The sequence below is a fragment of the Janthinobacterium silvisoli genome, from assembly GCF_014200725.1.
Taxonomy (GTDB): Bacteria; Pseudomonadota; Gammaproteobacteria; order Burkholderiales; family Burkholderiaceae_D; genus Janthinobacterium.
This window is the reverse complement of record NZ_JACHCL010000003.1, coordinates 463361-484242: the sequence shown is the minus strand read 5'-3', so window position 1 is coordinate 484242 and position 20882 is coordinate 463361. Positions and strand designations below refer to the sequence as shown.

The 20882-nt window shown below is 58.7% G+C and carries 20 protein-coding genes; 13 read left to right on the top strand and 7 right to left on the bottom strand.

The window, feature by feature from the left end:
• Window positions 1-35: 35 nt before the first annotated feature.
• The 3 genes from HDE75_RS18515 to HDE75_RS18505 form a co-directional block, all read right to left on the bottom strand.
• Window positions 36-497: a GNAT family N-acetyltransferase gene (locus HDE75_RS18515; protein ID WP_183680956.1), complete on the bottom strand. Its 462-nt coding sequence runs from the start codon at window positions 495-497 to the stop codon at window positions 36-38.
• 55 nt (window positions 498-552) lie between these two features.
• Window positions 553-807: an acyl-CoA-binding protein gene (locus tag HDE75_RS18510; protein ID WP_183680954.1), complete on the bottom strand. Its 255-nt coding sequence runs from the start codon at window positions 805-807 to the stop codon at window positions 553-555.
• 199 nt (window positions 808-1006) lie between these two features.
• Window positions 1007-1363, bottom strand: coding sequence for an FKBP-type peptidyl-prolyl cis-trans isomerase (locus HDE75_RS18505; protein ID WP_183680952.1), 357 nt, complete (start codon window positions 1361-1363; stop codon window positions 1007-1009).
• A gap of 194 nt (window positions 1364-1557) precedes the next feature.
• Here HDE75_RS18505 and HDE75_RS18500 point away from each other — a divergent pair, with 194 nt between their 5' ends.
• The 6 genes from HDE75_RS18500 (at window position 1558) to HDE75_RS18475 (ending at window position 9541) form a co-directional block, all read left to right on the top strand.
• Window positions 1558-2523 (top strand): YVTN family beta-propeller repeat protein, encoded by a 966-nt coding sequence (locus HDE75_RS18500; RefSeq protein WP_183680950.1) that lies wholly within the window; start codon window positions 1558-1560, stop codon window positions 2521-2523.
• A 17-nt stretch (window positions 2524-2540) separates the two neighbouring features.
• Entirely contained in the window at window positions 2541-3314 is a 774-nt protein-coding gene (locus HDE75_RS18495) for a polysaccharide deacetylase family protein (protein ID WP_183680948.1), read from the top strand.
• 2 nt (window positions 3315-3316) lie between these two features.
• On the top strand, window positions 3317-4339 hold the full coding sequence (locus HDE75_RS18490; protein WP_183680946.1) for a sterol desaturase family protein: 1023 nt from the start codon (window positions 3317-3319) through the stop codon (window positions 4337-4339).
• Window positions 4339-5166 (top strand): EI24 domain-containing protein, encoded by an 828-nt coding sequence (locus tag HDE75_RS18485; protein ID WP_183680944.1) that lies wholly within the window; start codon window positions 4339-4341, stop codon window positions 5164-5166. Before HDE75_RS18490 ends, HDE75_RS18485 begins: the two co-directional genes overlap by 1 nt.
• Window positions 5167-5223: 57 nt before the next feature.
• Window positions 5224-6009, top strand: coding sequence for a competence/damage-inducible protein A (locus HDE75_RS18480; RefSeq protein WP_183680942.1), 786 nt, complete (start codon window positions 5224-5226; stop codon window positions 6007-6009).
• Between the two features lie 406 nt (window positions 6010-6415).
• Entirely contained in the window at window positions 6416-9541 is a 3126-nt protein-coding gene (locus HDE75_RS18475; RefSeq protein WP_183680941.1) for a transglycosylase domain-containing protein, read from the top strand.
• Here the strand turns inward: HDE75_RS18475 and HDE75_RS18470 are convergent, their stop codons facing one another.
• Window positions 9542-10147 (bottom strand): glutathione S-transferase family protein, encoded by a 606-nt coding sequence (locus tag HDE75_RS18470; RefSeq protein ID WP_183680939.1) that lies wholly within the window; start codon window positions 10145-10147, stop codon window positions 9542-9544.
• Window positions 10148-10276: 129 nt separating this feature from the next.
• Here HDE75_RS18470 and HDE75_RS18465 point away from each other — a divergent pair, with 129 nt between their 5' ends.
• Entirely contained in the window at window positions 10277-11629 is a 1353-nt protein-coding gene (locus HDE75_RS18465; protein WP_183680937.1) for a TAXI family TRAP transporter solute-binding subunit, read from the top strand.
• A 3-nt stretch (window positions 11630-11632) separates the two neighbouring features.
• Here HDE75_RS18465 and HDE75_RS18460 read toward each other — a convergent pair whose 3' ends face one another.
• The 3 genes from HDE75_RS18460 to HDE75_RS18450 all read right to left on the bottom strand — a co-directional run bounded on the left by HDE75_RS18460 (window position 11633) and on the right by HDE75_RS18450 (window position 12872).
• A complete protein-coding gene (locus HDE75_RS18460) occupies window positions 11633-11917 on the bottom strand; it encodes an XRE family transcriptional regulator (protein WP_183680935.1) in 285 nt (94 codons plus the stop codon).
• Window positions 11917-12264: a type II toxin-antitoxin system RelE/ParE family toxin gene (locus HDE75_RS18455; protein ID WP_183680933.1), complete on the bottom strand. Its 348-nt coding sequence runs from the start codon at window positions 12262-12264 to the stop codon at window positions 11917-11919. The genes HDE75_RS18460 and HDE75_RS18455 overlap by 1 nt, the downstream gene beginning before the upstream one ends.
• 146 nt (window positions 12265-12410) lie before the next feature.
• On the bottom strand, window positions 12411-12872 hold the full coding sequence (locus HDE75_RS18450; RefSeq protein WP_183680932.1) for a rhodanese-like domain-containing protein: 462 nt from the start codon (window positions 12870-12872) through the stop codon (window positions 12411-12413).
• A gap of 375 nt (window positions 12873-13247) precedes the next feature.
• Between HDE75_RS18450 and glnA the strand changes: the two genes are divergently transcribed.
• The 6 genes from glnA (at window position 13248) to HDE75_RS18420 (ending at window position 20573) form a co-directional block, all read left to right on the top strand.
• Complete coding sequence (glnA, locus tag HDE75_RS18445; RefSeq protein WP_183680930.1) at window positions 13248-14663, top strand: type I glutamate--ammonia ligase; 1416 nt, start codon at window positions 13248-13250, stop codon at window positions 14661-14663.
• 179 nt (window positions 14664-14842) lie between these two features.
• Window positions 14843-15331 (top strand): DUF4124 domain-containing protein, encoded by a 489-nt coding sequence (locus HDE75_RS18440; protein ID WP_183680928.1) that lies wholly within the window; start codon window positions 14843-14845, stop codon window positions 15329-15331.
• Window positions 15328-16416: a nitrogen regulation protein NR(II) gene (glnL, locus tag HDE75_RS18435; RefSeq protein WP_183680926.1), complete on the top strand. Its 1089-nt coding sequence runs from the start codon at window positions 15328-15330 to the stop codon at window positions 16414-16416. The genes HDE75_RS18440 and glnL overlap by 4 nt, the downstream gene beginning before the upstream one ends.
• A gap of 48 nt (window positions 16417-16464) precedes the next feature.
• Complete coding sequence (gene ntrC, locus HDE75_RS18430; RefSeq protein WP_183680923.1) at window positions 16465-17958, top strand: nitrogen regulation protein NR(I); 1494 nt, start codon at window positions 16465-16467, stop codon at window positions 17956-17958.
• Between the two features lie 144 nt (window positions 17959-18102).
• A complete protein-coding gene (corA, locus tag HDE75_RS18425; protein ID WP_183680921.1) occupies window positions 18103-19068 on the top strand; it encodes a magnesium/cobalt transporter CorA in 966 nt (321 codons plus the stop codon).
• A gap of 134 nt (window positions 19069-19202) precedes the next feature.
• A complete protein-coding gene (locus HDE75_RS18420) occupies window positions 19203-20573 on the top strand; it encodes a GAF domain-containing sensor histidine kinase (RefSeq protein WP_183680919.1) in 1371 nt (456 codons plus the stop codon).
• Window positions 20574-20882 lie beyond the last annotated feature (309 nt).

Genomic DNA, 20882 nt, shown 5'->3' with positions numbered 1-20882 from the left:
GGTTTTCTGCTGTTTTTGTGGTTTTTGGTGATTTTTTAGCCTTTTTTGGCCAATTCCAGGTGCAAAATGGGGAAAGGTTTGCCAAAAGGGTCCAATTCGGACCTGCTTTCCTCGATAAAACCCAAATGAAGGTAAAAACCGTGGCCTAAACCGTTGTGTTCGTTCACATCGACGGCCATTGCACCCAAAGATGCGATGGCAAACGTCACCAGGTGACGGCCAGCACCGTTGCCGCGCTGCTCGGGATGCACGAATAACATCTCGATTTTGTGTTTTTCGACGCATAAAAAGGCGTATACCTCATCACTGGTATCGCGCAATACGTGCAATAACTGTTCGCGCACGACGCGCTCCAGTTCGATGCGTACAAAGGGACTGAGGAAGTCGATATCGACGGGACTCAGGAAATCGTGGGTTGCGACGACGGCGCGATGCCAGACGTCGAACAGTCGTGGCAGATCGGTGGCTTGGGCGAGTGTGATGGTGTGCTGGTTCATACAACATACTAAAAAACCTGCCCAGGCGGTGCCGCCGGGACAGGTAAAACTGAGATCAGTCTTTCAAATCTTCGATCAGATCGATGTATTGTTGCTGCGCATCTTCTTTCGAGGTGCCAGCCAGGGCTGTCCATGCGTCAAACTTGGCGCGGTTGACGAAATCGGTCATGCCAGGGCGCTCGCCGGTGGCGTCGCCGCTGGAGGCTTGCTTGAACAGTGCGTAGATTTTCAGCAAGGTCATATTGTCCGGACGTTCGGACAAGGTCTTGGAATCGAGCTGCGCCTGTTCGAATTGCTCTTGTAGACTCATGGTATCTCCTGTGGGCTGGATGAATCGCTGTGATGTATCGTAGTGATATATGGCTGCGCAGGCCCGGCGGAGTGGCCACCGTGCGTGCCGCATGTTTGACATCATAGTGAAAAAAACGTGTCCTGCATTAGAGGGGACACTCAAAACAGCGCTTCCATGAAAAACGCCGCCTGCTGGCGGCGCTCGATACAGTCAACGCTTAGACGCCCAGCAGTTCGACGTCAAAAATCAGGGTTGCATTCGGTGGAATCACGCCGCCGGCGCCGCGCGTGCCGTAGCCCAGTGCCGATGGGATGATCAGCTGGCGGGTGCCGCCCACTTTCATGCCTTGCACGCCTTCGTCCCAGCCCTGGATGACGCGGCCGGCGCCCAGCGGGAATTCGAATGGATCGTTGCGGTCCTTGCTCGAATCGAATTTCGAACCGGCGCTGCCATCGTCGTTTTGCAGCCAGCCCGTGTAATGCACGACAACATTGTTGCCCGCCTGGGCTTCAGCGCCTTCGCCGATGACGGTGTCGATGTATTGCAGGCCGGAGGCCGTGGTGATGGTGGACATACTATTCCTTATGGTTCGGATAAAAGCTTCAGATTGTAGTGCAAGCGCCGCCAAAGCGCCAAGACAGGCCCTGGTACGCTAAATAACACGAACGGACGTGCTGCCCGGCCATCATTCGCACAGCAGGGGAATTTATTCAAAAAAAACAGTGTTTCCACGTAAAATAGCTGTTTTGTAATTAACAGTGACTCCTCATGCTCCGTCGCCTTTGCCGCCTGTCCGTACTGTGCCTGCTTTGCTTCCTGTCCACGGCGCAAGCCGAAGTCGTGGTGGTGCTCAATTCCCGTGACGCCACGGTGCAACTACTGGATCAAAAGACGTATGCATCGCTGTCGACCTTTTCCGTTGGCAAGGAGCCGCACCATTTGATGGAGACGCCGGATGGCAAGTCGCTGATCGTCGCCAGTGCTGTCGGCAATGAATTGATCTTCCTCGACCCCGTGTCGGGTCAGATCCAGCGCCGCATCGGCAATATCCTCGACCCTTACCAGATCGGTTTTTCGCCAGACCAGAAATGGTTCATCTCCAATTCCCTGCGCCTGGACCGTATCGACCTGTATCGCTATGACGGCACCAATCTGACCCTGGCCAAGCGTATTGCGCTGCCGAAAATGCCCAGCCATATGGCATTTACGGAAGACAGTACCATGGCCTTTATTACGCAACAGGGCAGCAACCAGGTCAGCGCCATCGACCTGGCCACGCAAACGGTGAAATGGACCATGCCCGTCGGCCCCGCGCCGGCCGGCATTACGGTGACGCCGGACGGCAAGTATCTGCTGGTCGGCATCATGGGCAGCGATTATGTGGAAGTGATCGACTGGCGCGCGCAAAAAAGCATCAAGCGCATCAAGGCCGGCGCCGGCGCGCATAATTTCCGTGCACTCGGTGACCGGCGCATGACGTTTGTGTCGAACCGCGTGTCGAACACCATCAATATCATCGACCAGACCACCCTGGAAAACGTGGGCACCATCAATGTGCCGGGCGGCCCCGATTGCATGGAAATCACGCCCGATGGCAAGACCATGTGGGTAACCCTGCGCTGGATCAAGAAAGTGGCCGTGATCGATATTCCCAGCCGCAAGGTGATCAAGCTGATTCCCGTGGGCCGCTCGCCGCACGGCGTGTATTTCTCGCGCCATTCGCCGCGTATGTAAGTAGGCAGTCCGTCAGCATGCGCTCCCTTTCCTTCGTCTCGCTGGCGCTGGCGTTGACCAGCCTGCCGGCACAAGCGGCCGCGCCGGTCTGCAAGGGCACGATTTACCTGACCTTCGACACTGGCAGCCAGTCGCAAGCCCAGTTGATTGCCGACGTGCTCAACAAGTACCATGTCAAAGCCACTTTTTTCCTGGCCAATGAAAAAACCACGCGCGGAGATTATTCGCTCGATCCCAGCTGGGCGCCGTACTGGCAAGCCCGCGTAGCCGAAGGCCATGCATTTGGCACGCATACGTTTGACCACGTGTACTGGAAAAAGGATCTGCCCAATGGCTTGATCCAGGTCAAGCCCCAGTTTGGCAAGGATGGCGGCAAGCTGGCATCCATCACGCCAGAACAGTTTTGTACAGAGTTGCGCCGTGTCGATACACGGTTCAAGGAATTGACCGGGCGTCCGCTCGATCCGTTCTGGCGCGCGCCTGGCGGTTATACTTCGCCCCGCACTTTGGCTGCGGGTAATACTTGCGGCTATCGCCACGCGGGCTGGGCGCCAGCCGGTTATTCGGGAGATGAACTGCCCAGTGACAAGTATCCGAACGCCATGCTGCTGAAAAAAGCCCTGGCGAACTTGCGCAGCGGCGATATTTTTATTGCCCACATGGGTATCTGGTCGCGCAAGGATGCGTGGGCGCCCGCCAACCTCGATGCCCTGGTCACGGGCTTGCAAGACCGGGGTTTTTGCTTCGCCACCCTGCGTGAACACCCTGACTATGTAAAAAAGAAAGATTAGCCATGATAGATGCCTTGCTTGCTCCCATCGTTGCCGCGGTGGTCGATACCTTTGGACAAGCGCAAGGCTGGCTATTCCAGCATGTCGTCAATCCTGTCGTGTATCACTTGGGCTTTGGCGAATTTACCGAGGAAGCATTCGAAGGCACGGAGTGGTTGTTGATCGGCATCTGCGAGTTGCTACTGCTATTCCTGGTGCTGCGGCCGATGGAAGCCTTGATCCCCGCGCAAAAAATCACCGATCCGCGTGCGCGCTGGAACGATTTTATCTATACCGTGCTGCACCGTATCGGCCTGTTTTCCGTGCTGATTTTCTTCACGCTCGATCCGCTGATGGATAGCCTGGCTGGCGCCTTGCGCTTCGACAATGTACGTCCGCTGCATCTGGAAACGCTGCTGCCTGGCATCAGTCCGCTCGCCAGCTTCCTGATTTATTTTGTTCTGCTGGACTTTGTCGACTATTGCTACCACCGCGCTTCCCACCATTTCGGCTGGTGGTGGGGCTTGCACAGCTTGCACCACAGCCAGCAAAACCTGAATCTGTGGAGTGATAACCGCAACCACTTGCTCGACGACTTGCTGCGCGATGTGGTGATGGCTGTGATCGCCCTGGGCATCGGCGTGCCGCCTGGCCAATATATCTTGCTGGTATCGATTTCGCGCATTTTGCAAAGCTTGCAGCACTCCAATGTAAGGATGCACTTCGGCCGCATTGGCGAGCGCTTGCTGGTATCGCCCCGTTTTCACCGCACCCACCATGCGATTGGAATAGGACATGAATCGAAGGGCAAAGGCAGCATGGGCGGCTGCAACTTTGGCGTCGTCCTGCCAATTTGGGATATGCTGCTGGGCACCGCCAATTTCTCCACCGACTATGCACGTACGGGGGTGCGCGACCAGCTGGCCCGCATCGACCGCAATGGCATCGGCCGGCCGGGGCGCAACTATGGACGCGGCTTCTGGCAACAACAATGGCTGGGCCTACGCCGCATGGTGGAATTTGCAAGAAAAAAAGGACGTTCTTGATGCGCAATGTATTTAATTCCTATGGCCGCGCTTTTCTGTCTCAGCTGCACGGCAAGATGCTGCTGCTGAGCGTGTTGCCATTCCTGCTGTCGCTGGTATTGTGGGGCGCATTGTTGTGGGTGGGGCTGCAACCGCTGATCGACAACTTGCACGCCTTGTTTACCGACCATGATTTCTTCCATGCCAGTGGCCAGATACTGGCCATGGTGGGTCTGGGCATGCTGAAAACCGTGGTCGTGCCCCTGATCGCCATGTTTTTATTGTTGCCGCTGATGATATTGACGGCGTTGATCTTCATGGGCTTGTTCGCCATGCCGGTGATTTCGCGCCATGTGGGCGGCCGGCATTTTCCGCAACTGGAAAAAAAGCATGGTGGCAGCCTGCTGGGCAGTGTGGGCACGGCCCTGGCCACTTTTGTGATTTTTATCCTGGCGTGGCTGGTCTTGCTGCCCCTGTATGTGTTTCCGCCGGCCGCCCTGGTGGCGCAGGCTGTGCTGTGGGGCTGGCTCACTTACCGCGTGATGGCGTATGACGCGCTGGCCGATTACGCTACTACCGAAGAGCGGCAGGCTGTCACGCGCGCGCGGCGCTGGCCGCTGCTGGCGATTGGCATGGTCTCGGGCGCGGCTGGTTCCGTACCGGGCTTGCTATGGATGGGCGGTGTGATGTCGGTGGTGTTTTTCCCCTTTATCGCGGCGTTCGCGATCTGGCTGTATGTGCTGATCTTTATTTTTACAGGCCTGTGGTTCCAGTATTACTGCCTGGAAGCGCTGTCGGCCCTGCGTGGTCTGCGCGGCATGCGGGATGTGGCGCCGGCCGACCTCTGATCTGAATTTACAGAACTTAATTTATAGAACTTAGTTTACAAAATTTAAGGAAGTTTCATGGCTATCGGACTGATCATCATCGGCGACGAAATTCTGTCAGGCAAGCGGACGGACCAGCATTTCCCGAAAGTAGTGAGCATGCTCAAGGCGCGCGGCTTGCATTTGAACTGGGCGGAGTATGTGGGCGACGAGCCCGAGCGCATCGTTGCCTTGCTCAAGCGCACCTTCGCCAGCGGCGATATCGTGTTCTGTTTTGGTGGTATCGGCGCCACGCCGGACGACCATACGCGCCAGGCCGCCGCCGACGCGCTGGGCTTGCCGCTGGTGTTGCATCCGCAGGGCAAGCTCAATATCGAGCAGCGCATCACGGAAATGGGCCTGGAGGCGGGTGTGCCGGCCGATTTGAATTCGCCGGAAAACCTGCACCGTCTGAAAATGGCCGAATTCGTGCAGGGCGCGGACCTGATTCCGAATCCCTACAACAAGATCGCCGGTTTTGCCGTGCGCGAGCATTACTTTGTACCGGGCTTTCCCGTCATGTCCTGGCCGATGATCGAATGGGTGCTCGATACCCATTACGCGCATTTGTTCAACCAGGTGGCGCATGCGGAACACGCCTTGCTGGTGTATGAAACGGCCGAATCGTTGCTGACGCCGCTGATGGTGCGGCTGGAAGCGCAATATCCGCTGATCAAGGTGTTCAGCTTGCCCAGCGTGGGCGATGCCGTCACCCGCCGCCATATCGAACTGGGCGTAAAAGGCGAGCCGGCACAGGCCGCCGCCGCCTACACCGAGATGTGTGCCGAGCTCGACAGCATGCACGCCGAATACGTCAAAATCTGACTTTCCGCCAGTCCCGCGCCGGCAGTTTGCTGCCCGGCGCGTAGCCCGCTTTGCGCTCCGTCAACGCTACTTTCCAAGGCGCGCGACCCCAGACGTTGTTTTTTTGCGAAAATCTGCACAGAAGCATGATTTTTGTGTGCGCTCGACCGTCGTTTTCGCGCCGATGTGGTGCAATGGTAAGTAGGGCTTCTTGAAAGAAAAATCAGACTTGTCCTGCAGCGCCTGCGTGCTTTACTGCTTGGCTGACTCTGAAATAGTTCGTTTGAATCACCGGTCTGGACATCATGTTGAGCAAGTTTAGTTTCCTCCGGCCCCATTGGGCCGCCGCACCTTGCACCGCCTTTGCCACTGCTGTTGCCGAGGGCATACCGGACGCCGTCCACACCCCACTTTTCTCGTGCATCCCATGAAAGACACTGGCGTACACCTGGCCCATGCCCAAGCGCGGCCAAATTCCGAACCCGAATCCGGGCCTGATGCGCCACCGCCTGCCGGTCCGCAAAAGCGGCGCCGCTCGAGGATCTGGCCGATCTTCCTGATCCTGCTGCTGGCGCTGATCGCCGGCGTGGCCTGGTTCGTGCTGCGCGAAGTGCGCACCTCGGCCCTGCAGGCGGAGTTCTTCAATCGCCTCAGCCGTCAACTGACGTACAAGGTTGAAGCGGGCCCCGCACCTGAGGGCACCGTACGTTATCCGCAGCATGGCCCCTACGATGAGCGTCTCGGCTATGCCAGCCTGCCCGACTACCTCAGCAAATTGAATGCGCGCGACTACGCCGTCACGGCGCAGGCGCGCATGTCGGCCAAGATGGTGCAACTGGCCGATATGGGCGTCTTTGCCACCTATCACGAGAAAAACCGGGCTGGCTTGACCATTCTCGATTGCCGCGCCCAGCCTTTGTTTGCCGCCAGTTATCCGGAACGCATGTTCAATGGTTTTGACGAAGCGCCGCCCGCGCTGGTGCAAAGCCTGCTGTTCATTGAAAACCGCGAATTGCTCGATCCCGGCACGCCGCAGCGTAATCCCGCCGTCGAGTGGGACCGCCTGAGCAAGGCGATTCTCGACAAGGCGCTGAATCTGTTTGGCGGCCATCGCGGTGGCGGCGGCAGTACCCTGGCCACGCAGATCGAGAAATACCGCCATTCCGAGGATGGCCGCACCAGCTCGATGAAAGACAAACTGTTCCAGATGATGTCGGCCAGCCTGCGTTCTTACCAGGACGGCGAGAACACGGTGGCGGCGCGTCGCAAGATCGTCGTCAACTACCTCAATACGGTGCCGCTATCGGCAAAAAGTGGTTTTGGTGAAGTCAATGGCATTGGCGACGGCATGTGGGTCTGGTATGGCCGCCCGTTCGACGAGGTGAAAACCTTGCTCAACGGCAAGCTCGATCAGCCGGGCAGTGCGCTGGCCTACAAGGAAGCGCTGAGTTTGCTGATCGCCCAGCGCCGACCTTCGCATTATCTGGTGGCCGGTGGCGCCGACCTGGAAGCGTTGACCAACAGCCATTTGCGCTTGCTGGCGCAGGCAGGTGTGATTTCGCCGCAACTGCGCGACGCCGCCATTGCCCAGCCGCTGCACCCGTCGATGGCCAGCGGCGTGCAGTCCGAAGCGGCCACTTCGTTTGTCACGCGCAAGGCCTCGAACGCCGTGCGCAATCACCTGGCCAGCATGTTGGGCGATCCGCGCCTGTATAACCTGGACCGTCTGGACTTGAACGTGGTCAGTACGCTTGATGCGCAAGCGCAAAATGCCGTCACCAAAGTGCTGCGCGAGTTGCGCGACCCGGAAGCGGCGAAAGCGGCTGGCCTGACGGGCAAGGGTATGCTGGGCAATGGCGATCCGGCCAATGTGGTCTACAGCTTTACCTTGCTGCAAAAAGGCGACAAGGCCAACTTGCTGCGCGTGCAGACTGATAACTATGACCAGCCGCTTGACATCAATGAAGGCGCGAAGCTGGACCTCGGTTCCACCGCCAAGCTGCGCACCCTGGTCACGTATCTGGACATCATGGACCAGTTGCAGCAGCGCTACAGCGGCATGAGCGCCGCCGAGCTGAACAAGGTCGCCGTCGATCCAAAAGACTTGCTGTCGCAATGGGCGATTGCCTACTTCAAACCCTTGCCGCTGGGCGAGGCGCGCAACTTGCCAGCCATGCTGGCCGCCGCCATGGAGCGCAAGTATTCTGGCAGCCCCAACGAAGGCTTTTTCACGGGCGGCGGTTTGCATCATTTCGGCAACTTCTCTAAGCTCGACGACAGCCGTATCCTGACGGTGCAGCAAGCGTTGCGCCAGTCGACCAATCTGGTGTTCGTGCGCCTGATGCGCGACGTGGCCCGCTACTACATGTTCTCGCGTCCCGATTCCTCGGCCTCGCTGCTGGCCGACGCCGACGATCCGCGCCGCGCCCAATACCTGAGTCGTTTTGCCGACAAGGAAGGGCGCGAATTCCTGCACCGCTTCTATCAGAAGTACCGTGGCAAGAGTGTCGATGAGCAAGAGAAAGTCTTGCTGGCCAGCATACGTCCGACGCCAGTGCGTCTGGCCAATATTTACCGCACCATCAATCCGCAAGGCACGCTGGCAGAGTTCAGCGATTTCCTCGGCGCCAACCTGCCATCGCAAAATGAAGTGCCGCCCGAGCGCGTGGCCAAGATGTACCAGCAATATGCGATGGAAAACTGGTCGCTGGCCGACCGTGGTTACCTGGCCAATGTGCATCCGCTGGAACTGTGGATGGTGGCCTATTTGCGCCAGCATGAAGGTTCGACCCTGGCGCAGATGGTGGCGGCCAGCGAGAAGGAGCGCCAGCAAGTGTACAAATGGCTGTTCAATACGCACCGCAAGCATGCGCAGGACCGACGCATCGCCAACTTGCTGGAAGTCGAAGGTTTCCTGGAAATTCACCGCCAGTGGAAAAAGATGGGGTATCCATTCGATTCCCTGGTGCCATCGTACGCCACCACCCTGGGCGCTTCGGCAGACCGGCCGGCAGCGCTGGCCGAGTTGATGGGTATCATCATCAACGACGGCGTGCGCAAACCGAGCGTGCGCATCGATTCCATGCATTTTGCGGCCGATACGCCGTACGACACGCTGGTCAAGCGCGACGCCAAGGCGAAGGCAGAGCAAGTGCTGTCGCCGGACGTGGCGCGTGCCGTGGCCAAGGCGATCCGCGAAGTAGTGTCGGACGGCACGGCCAAGCGGGCGAAAACTGCGTTTATCGGCACCGATGGCCAGCCTATTCCGATGGGCGGCAAGACGGGCACCGGCGACCAGCGTTTCGATGTGTATGGCGCAGGCGGCCGCCTGATCGAGTCGCGTTATGTGAACCGCTCGGCGACGTTTGTGTTCAATATCGGCGAGCGTTTCTATGGCAGCATGACGGCCTATGTGCGGGGACCGGAATCGAAGAACTATGACTTCACCAGCGCCTTGCCGGTGCAATTGCTGGTCTCGCTGGCGCCCAGTTTGATGCCGCTGATCGAGCCGCCGGCCCAGAAGGATGCAGTACTCAAGCAGTGCGGTAATTGATTAGCCGTTGAATGCGGCTGTTTTTCCGGCCAGCCGCGCACCGTAGGCGGCAATCGCCGGATACCCGGGGCGCTGCATGGGCGCCTTCAGCCAGCGCTTGACGGACAGGCCCAGCACGATGTCGGCGAGTGTGAACTGCTCGCCGCACACATGGGAGCCCGTTTGCTGTAGCTGCTGTTCCAGGACACCCATCATCCTGTTCCAGCCCGCGATGCCAGCCGCCAGTTGTGCGGGATCCTGGTGCGAGGGGCTGTTGCGCACCAAAGACATAAAGGCGTAGCGCCAGCTGTTGTTCAGGTCGCCCATCTGCCAATCCATCCATTTTTCCACTTCCGCCCGGGCGCGGGGATGGCTGGGTAGCAAGTCGTCGCGGCCGGTTTTGGCGCACAGGTAGCGGCAGATGGTGTTCGATTCCCACAGCACCAGCTCATCATCGATCAGCACGGGTACCATGGCGTTGGGATTGAGGCGCAGGAAGGCCGGGTCGTCGGTGGCACGAAAACCCGCACCCCAGTCTTCGCGCTCGAAAGGCAGATTGAGCTCGTCGCAAGTCCAGATGACTTTGTGGACATTGATCGAGGCGGCTTTTCCAAGAATTTTCAACATGCGCGGCTCCGTGATAGGTGGTTTTTTATGCCACTCTAGCGCAAGCAAGGGTGCTGTGCATGCGAAAGTGCCTTGCATAGTTGAGTTTTTCTTGGCATCGTAGCCGCCATGAAACCTATGCGCGACCAGATGTCCAAAATCCTCACCTTCAGCCGTTTTTCCGTGCGTGATTTCCTCGCCACGGCTGGCCCCACCTTGCTGCTGATCGCCGCCGTCTGCGCGTTGGCGTACTGGCTGGTCGATCCGGCGCCGCCGCGCCAGGTGACCTTGTCGACCGGACAGGAAAACAGCGCCTATGAAGAATTCGGCAAGAAATACGCGGCCGCGCTGGCGAAGCACGGCATCAAGGTGACCTTGAAGCCATCGCTGGGTTCGCAGGAAAACCTGCAGCGCTTAAATAGTGGCAGCACCGATATCGCCTTCGTGCAAAGCGGTTCGACCGAACACGCCGAGGCGGAACGGCATGGCTTGATTTCACTGGGCAGCTTGTTTACGGAACCTGTATGGCTGTTCATGCGCGAAGACAAGGCCGTGACGGAACTGACGCAATTGAAGGGTTTGAAGATCAACCTGGGGCCGGAGGGTACGGGCGTACCCAGCCTGTTTCGCCAGTTGCTATCGGTCAATGGTGTCGAAGCCAATGAGTTGACCGTCAGCGACTTGCAAAACACGCCGGCCACGGTGGAGTTGCTGGAAGGGCGCATCGATGGGCTGGTGTTCAGTTCGGCGCCGGAAGCGCCGCTGATCCAGATGTTGCTGCAAACGCCGGGCATCAAGCTGTTCGATTTTTCCCAGGCAGAAGCGTACACGCGGCGTTTGCCTTTCCTGACCCATGTGGTGCTGCCGCGCGGCATCGTCGATCTGGGCCGCGACTTGCCGCCGCAGGATTATCAATTGATCGCACCGACGGCCACTTTGGTGGCGCGCGAAGACTTGCATCCAGCCCTGATCGACCTGTTCGTGCAGGCCGCGGCCGGTATCCATGGCGGCACGGGCTGGTTCCAGCAACAGGGGCAATTCCCCTCGGCCCGCTACACGGAAATTCCCGTGGCGCCGGAAGCCTTGAAATTCTACAAGGATGGCGCTCCGGTGCTGCAGCGTTACATGAGCTTTTGGCTGGCCAATTTCTTTGACCGCATGTGGGTGCTGGTGGTGGCGCTGGGCGCCTTGATCCTGCCGCTGTCGCGGGTCGTGCCGCCGCTGTATGTGTGGCGCATCCGTTCGCGCGTGTATCGCTGGTATGGCCAGTTGCGCACGGTGGAACAGGCGCTGGAAGACGTGCCGGAAGAGCGGCGTGCGCAAGTGTATGCGGAGCAATTGAAGCGGCTGGACCAGATCGAAGACATGGTCAACCAGATTTCAATTCCTTTGTCATTTGCCGATGGCTTGTATGGCTTGCGCAGCCATATCAATTTCGTGCGCAAGCGCATTCTGACTTTGATGGGCGAATCGCCTGTGGCCGAGCTGGACGCCCTGGCTTAACTTTTACACCAGGGTAATTGACAGCTTGCGTCCTACCAGCGCGGCGGCCCGCTCCAGGGTGGACAGGGTCACGTCGCTGTGCGGATCGAGCAGGCGGTCGAGTTGCGAGCGGCTTGTCTGCAGCATGGCGGCCATGCGTGTTTTTGACAGCGATTGCTGTTCCATCGCCTGTGTCAGTTGCCAGACGATTACTTCCTTGACGGCCTGGGTTTGGGTTTGCTCGAAGATGCCTTCTTCTTTCAGGAAGTCGTCGAGACTGCTGCCGATATGGCTGTTTGTCGTTTCCATCACAGTTCCTTTAAACGTTTCCGGGCCAGTGCCAGATCGTCGTCTGGGGTAGTGCGGGTTTTCTTGATAAAGCCATGCAGCGCCACCAGGCAAGCGCCATGTTGGCAAATCAGTACGCGGGCGATACGGTTGCCGGGCAGGCTGCTGCGTATTTCGGACAAACCCTGCCCCAGGTGGCGGCACAGCGGCATGCCCACGGGCCAACGCCATTGCGCGTGCATCAAGTCTTGCCCGATGGCGTGGCGTTCGTCGGCAGGCAGCGCTTTGAGCCAGTCCCGTACGGGTTCGCCGCCATTGCCATTGGCATAAAACAGCAGATTAATCTGCCGTAAGTCGGAAGCATCCATGGCGCACCCCTATGTTGTACTATATAAGGTACTTACTCGCAAGGAGAATTTGCGCCGCTATTCAAAAAGCGGCCATGGATTGTTGTAAACGATGTCAGGCGGGGGCGGGGTCCGCCAGATCAAACACGGTGCAGTTAAATTTCAGGTCAGGCGCCCAGCCACGGCAGGCCGGCCTTGCACCAGCCACCTACTTGCTTGCGGTGGCCGTCTGCATCCTTGTCGCCTTCGAAACCTTCGAGGATGTCGTAGCAGTTTGTATAGCCGTTTTCTGTCGCCAGCTTGGCCGCGTGGCGCGAGCGCACGCCGGAGCGGCACAGGAACAGCAGCACCTCATCCTTGCCGGCGCAGCTGGCCAGCTGTGCCAGGAAGTCGGGATTGGGCACGCCGCCAGGATAGGTGGCCCATTGCACCGCACCATGCTGGGTATCGGCGATGTCGGTCCGCCCTACCCAGTCGCGCTCGGCATTGGTGCGCACGTCGACCAGCTTGACGGCGGCATCGACTTGCAGCAATGCATATGCTTCCTCTGGCGTGACGGCGCCCGCGTAGGGCATCCCCTCATTGGCGCGGCTGCGGGCAGTGTTCAGGATATCGGCGGCGGTAGTCATGGCGTCCTCGATGAAAGTGGAAAGGTGTGAACGATTATAGTGCGCCATCGATGGCATGCAACGGTGAAAAGCAGATGCACCAGAATGGTACATCAGTGGGTTTTTCTGATGAAATGCACGATAATGGTGCGTTATTTGATTTTCGCACTTGCATAGTGCATTTTTGATGCATCGCAGATGCGACTCAAAAAAATCGCAGGATGGACAATTCCACTGTGATTTCAGCGCCTTGCCGCTGCCGGCCGGGGCCCATCAGAGGCTGGCATGGAATCTGCTATGATCCTTGTTGAGTTTTGGTGGCACGCAATGTTTGCTTCGCTTCATCAGCCCAGACGCACTTGGTCGGCTCACCCCACATTCATTTAGGAGATACGCATGGCAATGACAGCCGCAGAAGTCTTGAAGATGGTAGAAGAAAACGAAGTCAAATTCGTTGATTTCCGCTTTGCCGACACCCGTGGTAAAGAGCAGCACGTGACGGTTCCCGTGTCGCACTTCGATATGGACAAATTCGAATCGGGCCATGCCTTCGACGGTTCCTCGATCGCTGGCTGGAAGGGTATTGAAGCATCCGACATGATCTTGCTGCCGGATCCAAACACCGCCAATATCGACCCATTCATGGAAGAAACGACGCTGTTCATGCAGTGCGACGTGATTGAGCCGTCGGACGGCAAGGGCTACGACCGCGACCCGCGCTCGATCGCGAAACGCGCTGAAGCCTACCTGAAATCGTCGGGCATCGGCGATACCGCCTACTTTGGCCCTGAGCCAGAATTCTTTATCTTCGACAACGTACGCTGGAAAATCGACATGTCGGGCTGCTTCGTCAAGATCGGTTCGGACGAAGGTTCCTGGTCGACCGGCAAGGACATCGAAGGCGGCAACAGCGGCCACCGTCCTACGGTCAAAGGCGGTTATTTCCCAGTGCCACCAGTAGACAGCTTCCAGGACATGCGTTCGGAAATGTGTCTGATCCTGGAATCGCTGGGCATTCCAGTCGAAGTGCACCACCACGAAGTTGCTGGCGCTGGCCAGAATGAAATCGGCACCAAGTTCTCGACCCTGGTCGAGCGCGCCGACTGGACGCAAAACCTGAAATACGTGGTCTGGAACGTGGCGCACAGCTATGGCAAGACCGCTACCTTCATGCCAAAACCTATCGTTGGCGACAATGGTTCGGGCATGCACGTGCACCAATCCGTATGGAAAGATGGCAAAAACCTGTTCGCTGGCGACGGCTATGCCGGCCTGTCCGATTTCGCCCTGTATTACATCGGCGGCATCATCAAGCATGCCAAGGCACTGAACGCGATCACCAACCCGGGCACCAACTCGTACAAGCGCCTGGTGCCAGGCTATGAAGCTCCAGTGAAACTGGCTTACTCGGCGAAAAACCGTTCCGCTTCGATCCGTATTCCACACGTTGCCAATCCAAAAGGCCGTCGTGTGGAAGCACGTTTCCCGGATCCACTGGCTAACCCATACCTGTGCTTCGCAGCACTGCTGATGGCCGGCCTGGACGGCGTTGCCAACAAGATCCATCCAGGCGAAGCAGCCTCGAAAGATCTGTACCATCTGCCGCCTGAGGAAGATGCACTGATCCCTACCGTCTGCGCTTCGCTGGAAGAGGCACTGGACGCACTGAATAAAGACCGCGAGTTCCTGACCCGTGGCGGCGTATTCAGCGATTCCATGATCGACGCTTACATCGAATTGAAAATGCAAGACGTGCAGCGCATGCGCATGACCACGCATCCTGCCGAATTCGATATGTACTATTCGCTGTAATGGCGGCTTGCCGGTACGCCGGTAGGGTATAAAAAACGCGGGGTGAGGCGATGGTCTTCCCCGCGTTTTTTCATTAGCGGGCCAGTGCGATGTTGTATAGTCAGTCCAGGACCGATGGACCGGGACCGCGCGAGCGCGATGAGAGCTGACAGGAGTAAAGATTGACGAAGCAAGGCAGAATGGCTTGGGCCGCAGTGTTGCTCTGCATGGCAGCGCCGGCCCAGGCGCAGATTTTCATGTGCACCGATGCGCAAGGCCACAAGGAATTGACCGATGTGCGGCGTAATCCCGCTTGCAAGCTGCTCGACTTGCCTGGCGCCATCACGGAGCCGCCACGCAAGACGGGGCCGCTGGCGGGCTCGGCCAAACCAGCGGTACAGGCGGCTGGCAGCGTGGCGCCAGCACCCGGCGCCTTTCCCCGCGTCGATGGCGCCGAACAGCGTGCACGCGACCTGGACCGGCGCCAGATCTTGCAGGATGAATTGCGCAGCGAAGAACAGAAGCTGGCGGCGCAGCGCCAGGAAATGAATGAAGGCCAGCCCGAACGCCAGGGCAATGAGCGCAACTATGCCAAGTATCAGGAACGGGTGGCGCAAATGAAAGACAATATCAACCGGACGCAGCAAAACGTCGAAGCGCTGAAACGCGAGATCGCCAATATCCGATGACGACAGAACCCCACTCCAGCCGTCCCAGCCACCTGGCCGGCCTTGATTTGCTGGCTTCGGCCGTGATCGTGCTCGACGCCGATGGCCGCATCAGCTACGCCAACGCGGCGGCAGAAAACCTGCTGGAAAGCTCCTTGAAAGCGCTATCGCGGCAAAAGCTGACGGCGCTGTTCCTCAATTCCGATGAGCTGGCCAGTATATGCGCGCAGGCGCTCGAGCATAAATTTTCCGACTTGCGCCAGGACTTGAACCTGGAGCGCCTGGGACGCGAACCATTGCGCGTGCACAGCATCATCAGCGCGCTCGATGGTCCGGACGACAGCATCCTGATCGAGCTGCGCGAAAACGTGCAGCAGCTCAAACTGGACCGCGAGGAACGTATCCTCGACCAGAGCCAGGTCAACAAGGAACTGATTCGCAACCTGGCGCATGAAATCAAGAACCCGCTGGGCGGCATCCGCGGCGCGGCGCAGTTGCTGGAAATGGAATTGCCGGCGCTGTACCTGAGCGAGCTGCGCGAATATACCCAGGTCATCATCAAGGAAGCAGACCGTTTGCAAACGCTGGTCGACCGCCTGCTGGCGCCGCACCGGCGGCCGCATATCGTGGGCGACGTGAATATCCATGAAGTGTGCGAAAGGGTGCGCAGCCTGATCCTGGCCGAGTTTCCCACTGGCCTGACCATCTTGCGCGACTACGACGCCTCGATCCCCGAGTTTCGCGGCGACAAGGAGCAATTGATACAGACCGTGCTTAATATCGCCCATAACGCGGCGCAAGCCTTGTGCGAACGCATCGAAGCGGGCGATGCCGAACTGATTTTCAAGACCCGGGTAGCGCGCCAGGTGACCCTGGCCAAGGTTCGCTACGGGCTGGCATTAGACTTGCATATCATTGACAATGGACCGGGCATCGCGCCCCAGATCCGTGACCGCATTTTCTATCCGCTGGTGTCGGGACGGGAAGGTGGCAGCGGCCTGGGGCTGACTTTGGCGCAAACCTTCGTGCAACAGCACCTGGGCGTGATCGAGTGCGAAAGCCGGCCTGGATACACCGATTTCAGGATCGTTTTACCTTTGCCATAAGCGGGGGAGTATCCCACCCATGAAATCCATTGCGGGACGCACACACTAATGAAGCCAATCTGGATAGTCGACGACGACGAATCAATCCGCTGGGTACTGGAAAAAGCCCTGGCGCGGGAAAACCTCGCCACCAAGAGTTTTGCCAATGCGCGCGATGCCATCACCGCGCTGGAATTTGACACGCCGCAAGTGCTCGTGTCCGATATCCGCATGCCGGGCGCATCCGGGCTGGAACTATTGCAAACGGTCAAGGCCCGCTTTCCGGGCTTGCCGGTGATTATCATCACGGCCTTTTCCGACCTCGATTCGGCCGTCGCCGCCTTCCAGGGCGGGGCCTTCGAATATCTGGCCAAGCCGTTTGATATCGACAAGGCAGTGGAATTGATACGCCGCGCGCTCGATGAAAGCCTGCGCGAGACCAGCGTCGAGTCGGGTCCCTCGGAAACCCCGGAAATCCTGGGCCAGGCGCCCGCCATGCAGGAAGTGTTTCGCGCCATCGGCCGCTTGTCGCAATCGAATGTGACGGTGCTGATCACGGGTGAATCGGGTTCCGGCAAGGAATTGGTGGCACGCGCGCTGCACAAGCACAGCCCCCGTGCCGCACAACCGTTCATCGCCCTCAATACGGCCGCCATCCCCAAGGATTTGCTGGAATCGGAGTTGTTTGGCCATGAACGCGGCGCCTTTACGGGCGCGCAAACCACGCGCCGGGGTCGCTTTGAACAGGCTGAAAACGGCACTTTGTTTTTAGACGAAATCGGCGACATGCCGTTCGATTTGCAGACGCGGCTGTTGCGCGTGCTGTCCGACGGGCATTTTTACCGTGTCGGCGGACATCAGCCCATGAAGGCGAACGTGCGCGTGATTACGGCCACCCATCAAAACCTGGAACAGCGCGTGCGCGATGGCCTGTTCCGGGAAGACTTGTATCACCGCCTGAACGTGATCCGCTTGCGCGTGCCCAGTTTGAGGGAGCGGCGCGAAGATATCCCCATTTTGGTGCGTCATTTCCTGGTGCAGAGTGCGCGCCAGCTAGGTGTCGAAGCGAAACGCATGAGCGAGTCCACCATGCAATTTTTAAGCGGCCTCGATTTGCCGGGCAATGTGCGCCAACTGGAAAACCTGTGCAACTGGATTACCGTGATGGCGCCAGGCCAGACGGTAGAAGTGAAGGACTTGCCACTCGACTTGACGCAAGGCAAGGGGGACGGCGTGGCGCCGTCCGTCGCTGGCGAGCCGGCCGCAGCACCTGCGCAGGGGCATACTCAGGGTGGCCAGGTGTTCGACGTGGCCACACCGGCCAATGGCGCGCCGCCAGGCTGGATTGGTTTGCTGGAATTGCAGGCCGCCGGCATGCTGGGTGCGGGGCAGCAGGAAGTCATGGCCGTGCTGGGCCGCCAGTTTGAATCGGCGCTGATCAAGACGGCGCTCAAGCATACGCATGGGCGCAAGAATGACGCCGCCGTGCGCCTGGGCATAGGCCGCAACACCATCACGCGCAAGATATCGGAACTGGGCATCGACGGCGCCAAGGACGACTGACGCTGTTCCCGGACGGGGCGTTCGCTCCGTCCATTTCCCTGCTATTGCTCTCTACAAGGCACAACAATTTCCCACGATAAGGTAAGCTGGCGCTTGCCGGGCTGTTTCGTCCGGCCTGTCCTTACTCATGAATTGTGAAACTGTATGCTGATTAACTGTGTAGCCTATCAGGATGGCAAAAAACTGGCCGATTTGCCGATTGCGGACATCAGCGATTACGTCGAGCGGCCCGATTGCTTCGTCTGGGTCGCCCTGCGCGACGCCACGCCCGATGAACTCGGTGAGATGCGCCACGAGTTCAACTTGCACGAGCTGGCCGTGGAAGATGCGCAGCGGGGTCACCAGCGTCCCAAGATCGAGGAATATGGCGATTCGCTGTTTGCGGTGGTGAAAACCGTGGAAATGGTCGATGACGAGCTGGTGCTGGGCGAAGTCGATATCTTTGTCGGCGCCAATTACGTGCTGTCCGTGCGCAGCAATAGTTCGCAAGGTTTCCTGGGTGTCCGCGCGCGCGCCGAGCGTGAACCGCATTTGCTGCGCCAAGGGTCAGCCTTCGTGCTGTATGCATTGATGGATGCCGTCGTCGACCGCTATTTCCCCGTGCTCGACGCGCTGGAATCGGAACTGGAATTGATCGAAGACCGCATCTTTGACCGCGGCAGCGAGCGCGACAACATCGAGCGGCTGTATCAGTTGAAGCGCAAGGTGATGGTCTTGCGCCATGTGGTGTCGCCCTTGATGGAAGCGGTGGGCAAGCTGCATGGCGGCCGGGTGCCGCCGCTGTGCCACGATACCCAGGAGTATTTCCGCGATGTCCACGATCACCTGGCCCGCATCAACGGCACGCTCGACACCATCCGCGACACCATCAGCACGGCCATCCAGGTCAATTTGTCGATGGTGGCCATCGATGAAAGCGAAGTGAACAAGCAGTTGGCAGCCTGGGCGGCTATTTTTGCCGTGTTTACCGCCTTTGCCGGTGTCTGGGGCATGAATTTCAAGGTGATGCCGGAATTGGACTGGAAATATGGTTATCCGGTCGCCGTGGCTGTCATGTCCTGCGTTTGTGGTTATATGTATACCAAGTTCAAACGTGCTGGCTGGCTATAAAAATTTCACATGAATCTGTATTATTAAGCAATATCCGGGGGTACAATCGCGGCAGGCTTGCAGTAGCGGGTCTATGATGAGGATTGCCGCGCCGGCAGTGTTGCTTGCGCTTGCCATGTTGCGCAGGAGCATTCATGAGTATTCCGCTATTCGATGTGAATTCGCAAGAGCCCCTGTTCGATCCCGAGCAGCGGCGCACCCTGGCGGAAGCGGCCCTGCGATCGATCACGGCATCGACGGCGCGGGCGCGCGGCGATGATTTCCTGCGCATCCTCGTCAAGGAACTGGCCGAAGCGCTCGATGTGCACTATGTGCTCGCCGGGCGGCTGGTCAAGCTGGACGATGGCAGCGAAGGCGTGCGCACCCTGGCCCTGTGGGGCGGCGGTACCTATCAGCCGAACGTGGAATACAGCTTACGGCACACGCCTTGCGAGGATGTGACGCAGCAGAGTATGTGTTTTCACGGCAGCGATATCCAGCTGCGCTTTCCCCTCGATACGATGCTGGTCGACATGCGGGCCCAAAGCTATGTCGGCATGCCGCTAGTCGATACCGACGGCAACATTCTGGGCATCCTTTCGGCCATCGACACGCGCCCTATCGATGAAAACAAGCGCCTGCTGGCACTATTGCTGCTGTCGATCTTTTCGGCGCGCGGCGCGGCGGAACTGCAGCACCAGGAACAGACCCGGCAACTGGAAGACATGGTACGCCAGCGTACCGAATCGTTGCTGGCGGCGCAGGCTAACCTGATCGAACAGGAGCAGATGGCCGCGCTCGGCTCACTGGTGGCTGGCGTATCGCATGAAGTCAATACGCCGGTCGGCGTGGCGCTGACGGCGGCGTCGAGCATGGGCAGTTATGCCGACCAGATGGTGCAACTGCTGGGCGGCGCCAAGGTCAGCCGCGCCGAATTGATCGACCTTGCCGACGCCTTGAAGGGGGCGGCCGCGCTGGTCGAGCGCAACCTGGCGCGGGCCGCTGAATTGATCGGCAATTTCAAGCAGCTGGCAGTGGACCAGGTCAGCGAGTACGTGGCCGACCTGGCGCTGCATGAATATGTGCACGGCCTGGTGTCGGCGCACAGCCCGGAATTGCGCAAGGCGGCTTTGCGCGTGGAGCTCGATATTGCGCCAGATTGCCGCGTGCGCCTGGCGGCCGGCAAGCTGTCGCAAATCCTGTCGAACCTGCTGATGAACAGCGCCCGCCACGGCTATCCGCAAGGCGGGCCGGGGCGGATCACGATACGCGCACAAATCGAGACTGAGGAAAGTGATGGCCGGCAATGGCTGTCGCTGGAATTTTCCGATGACGGCGTCGGCCTGGCGCCTGCCGTGCGCGAGCATATGTTCGAACCCTTCTTCACGACCAAGCGGGGCCAGGGCGGCTCCGGCCTGGGCATGCATATCGTCTACACCATCGTGCAGCAACTCGGTGGCCAGGTACGCGCCACCGACGCCGCGCCTGGTTGCCACATTCACATCAGACTGCCACTGGCAAGCTGAAGGACATACCTGTCCCCGCGCCTGTCATCAGCTTGCCAAATATCGTTTCTTTTTTTTGCAATGTTGTATATATGCCATACGGTGGCGAGTTCAATTGACATCAAGATTGCCTCCGTGATCCTATGGGATTTCCTGGTTGATATATAGCTAACCAGAACTTTTTTGCATCGTCATGCGCCTGTATGAATGTCACTGCAAGGATGGCGTCCGCTGCAAGGCATGCGATGCGATAGTGCCTTTGGATCAATGCATGTAATCCGGATACCAAATCTGGAACTTATACAACGTACAAAATGAAAAGGGTTCGAT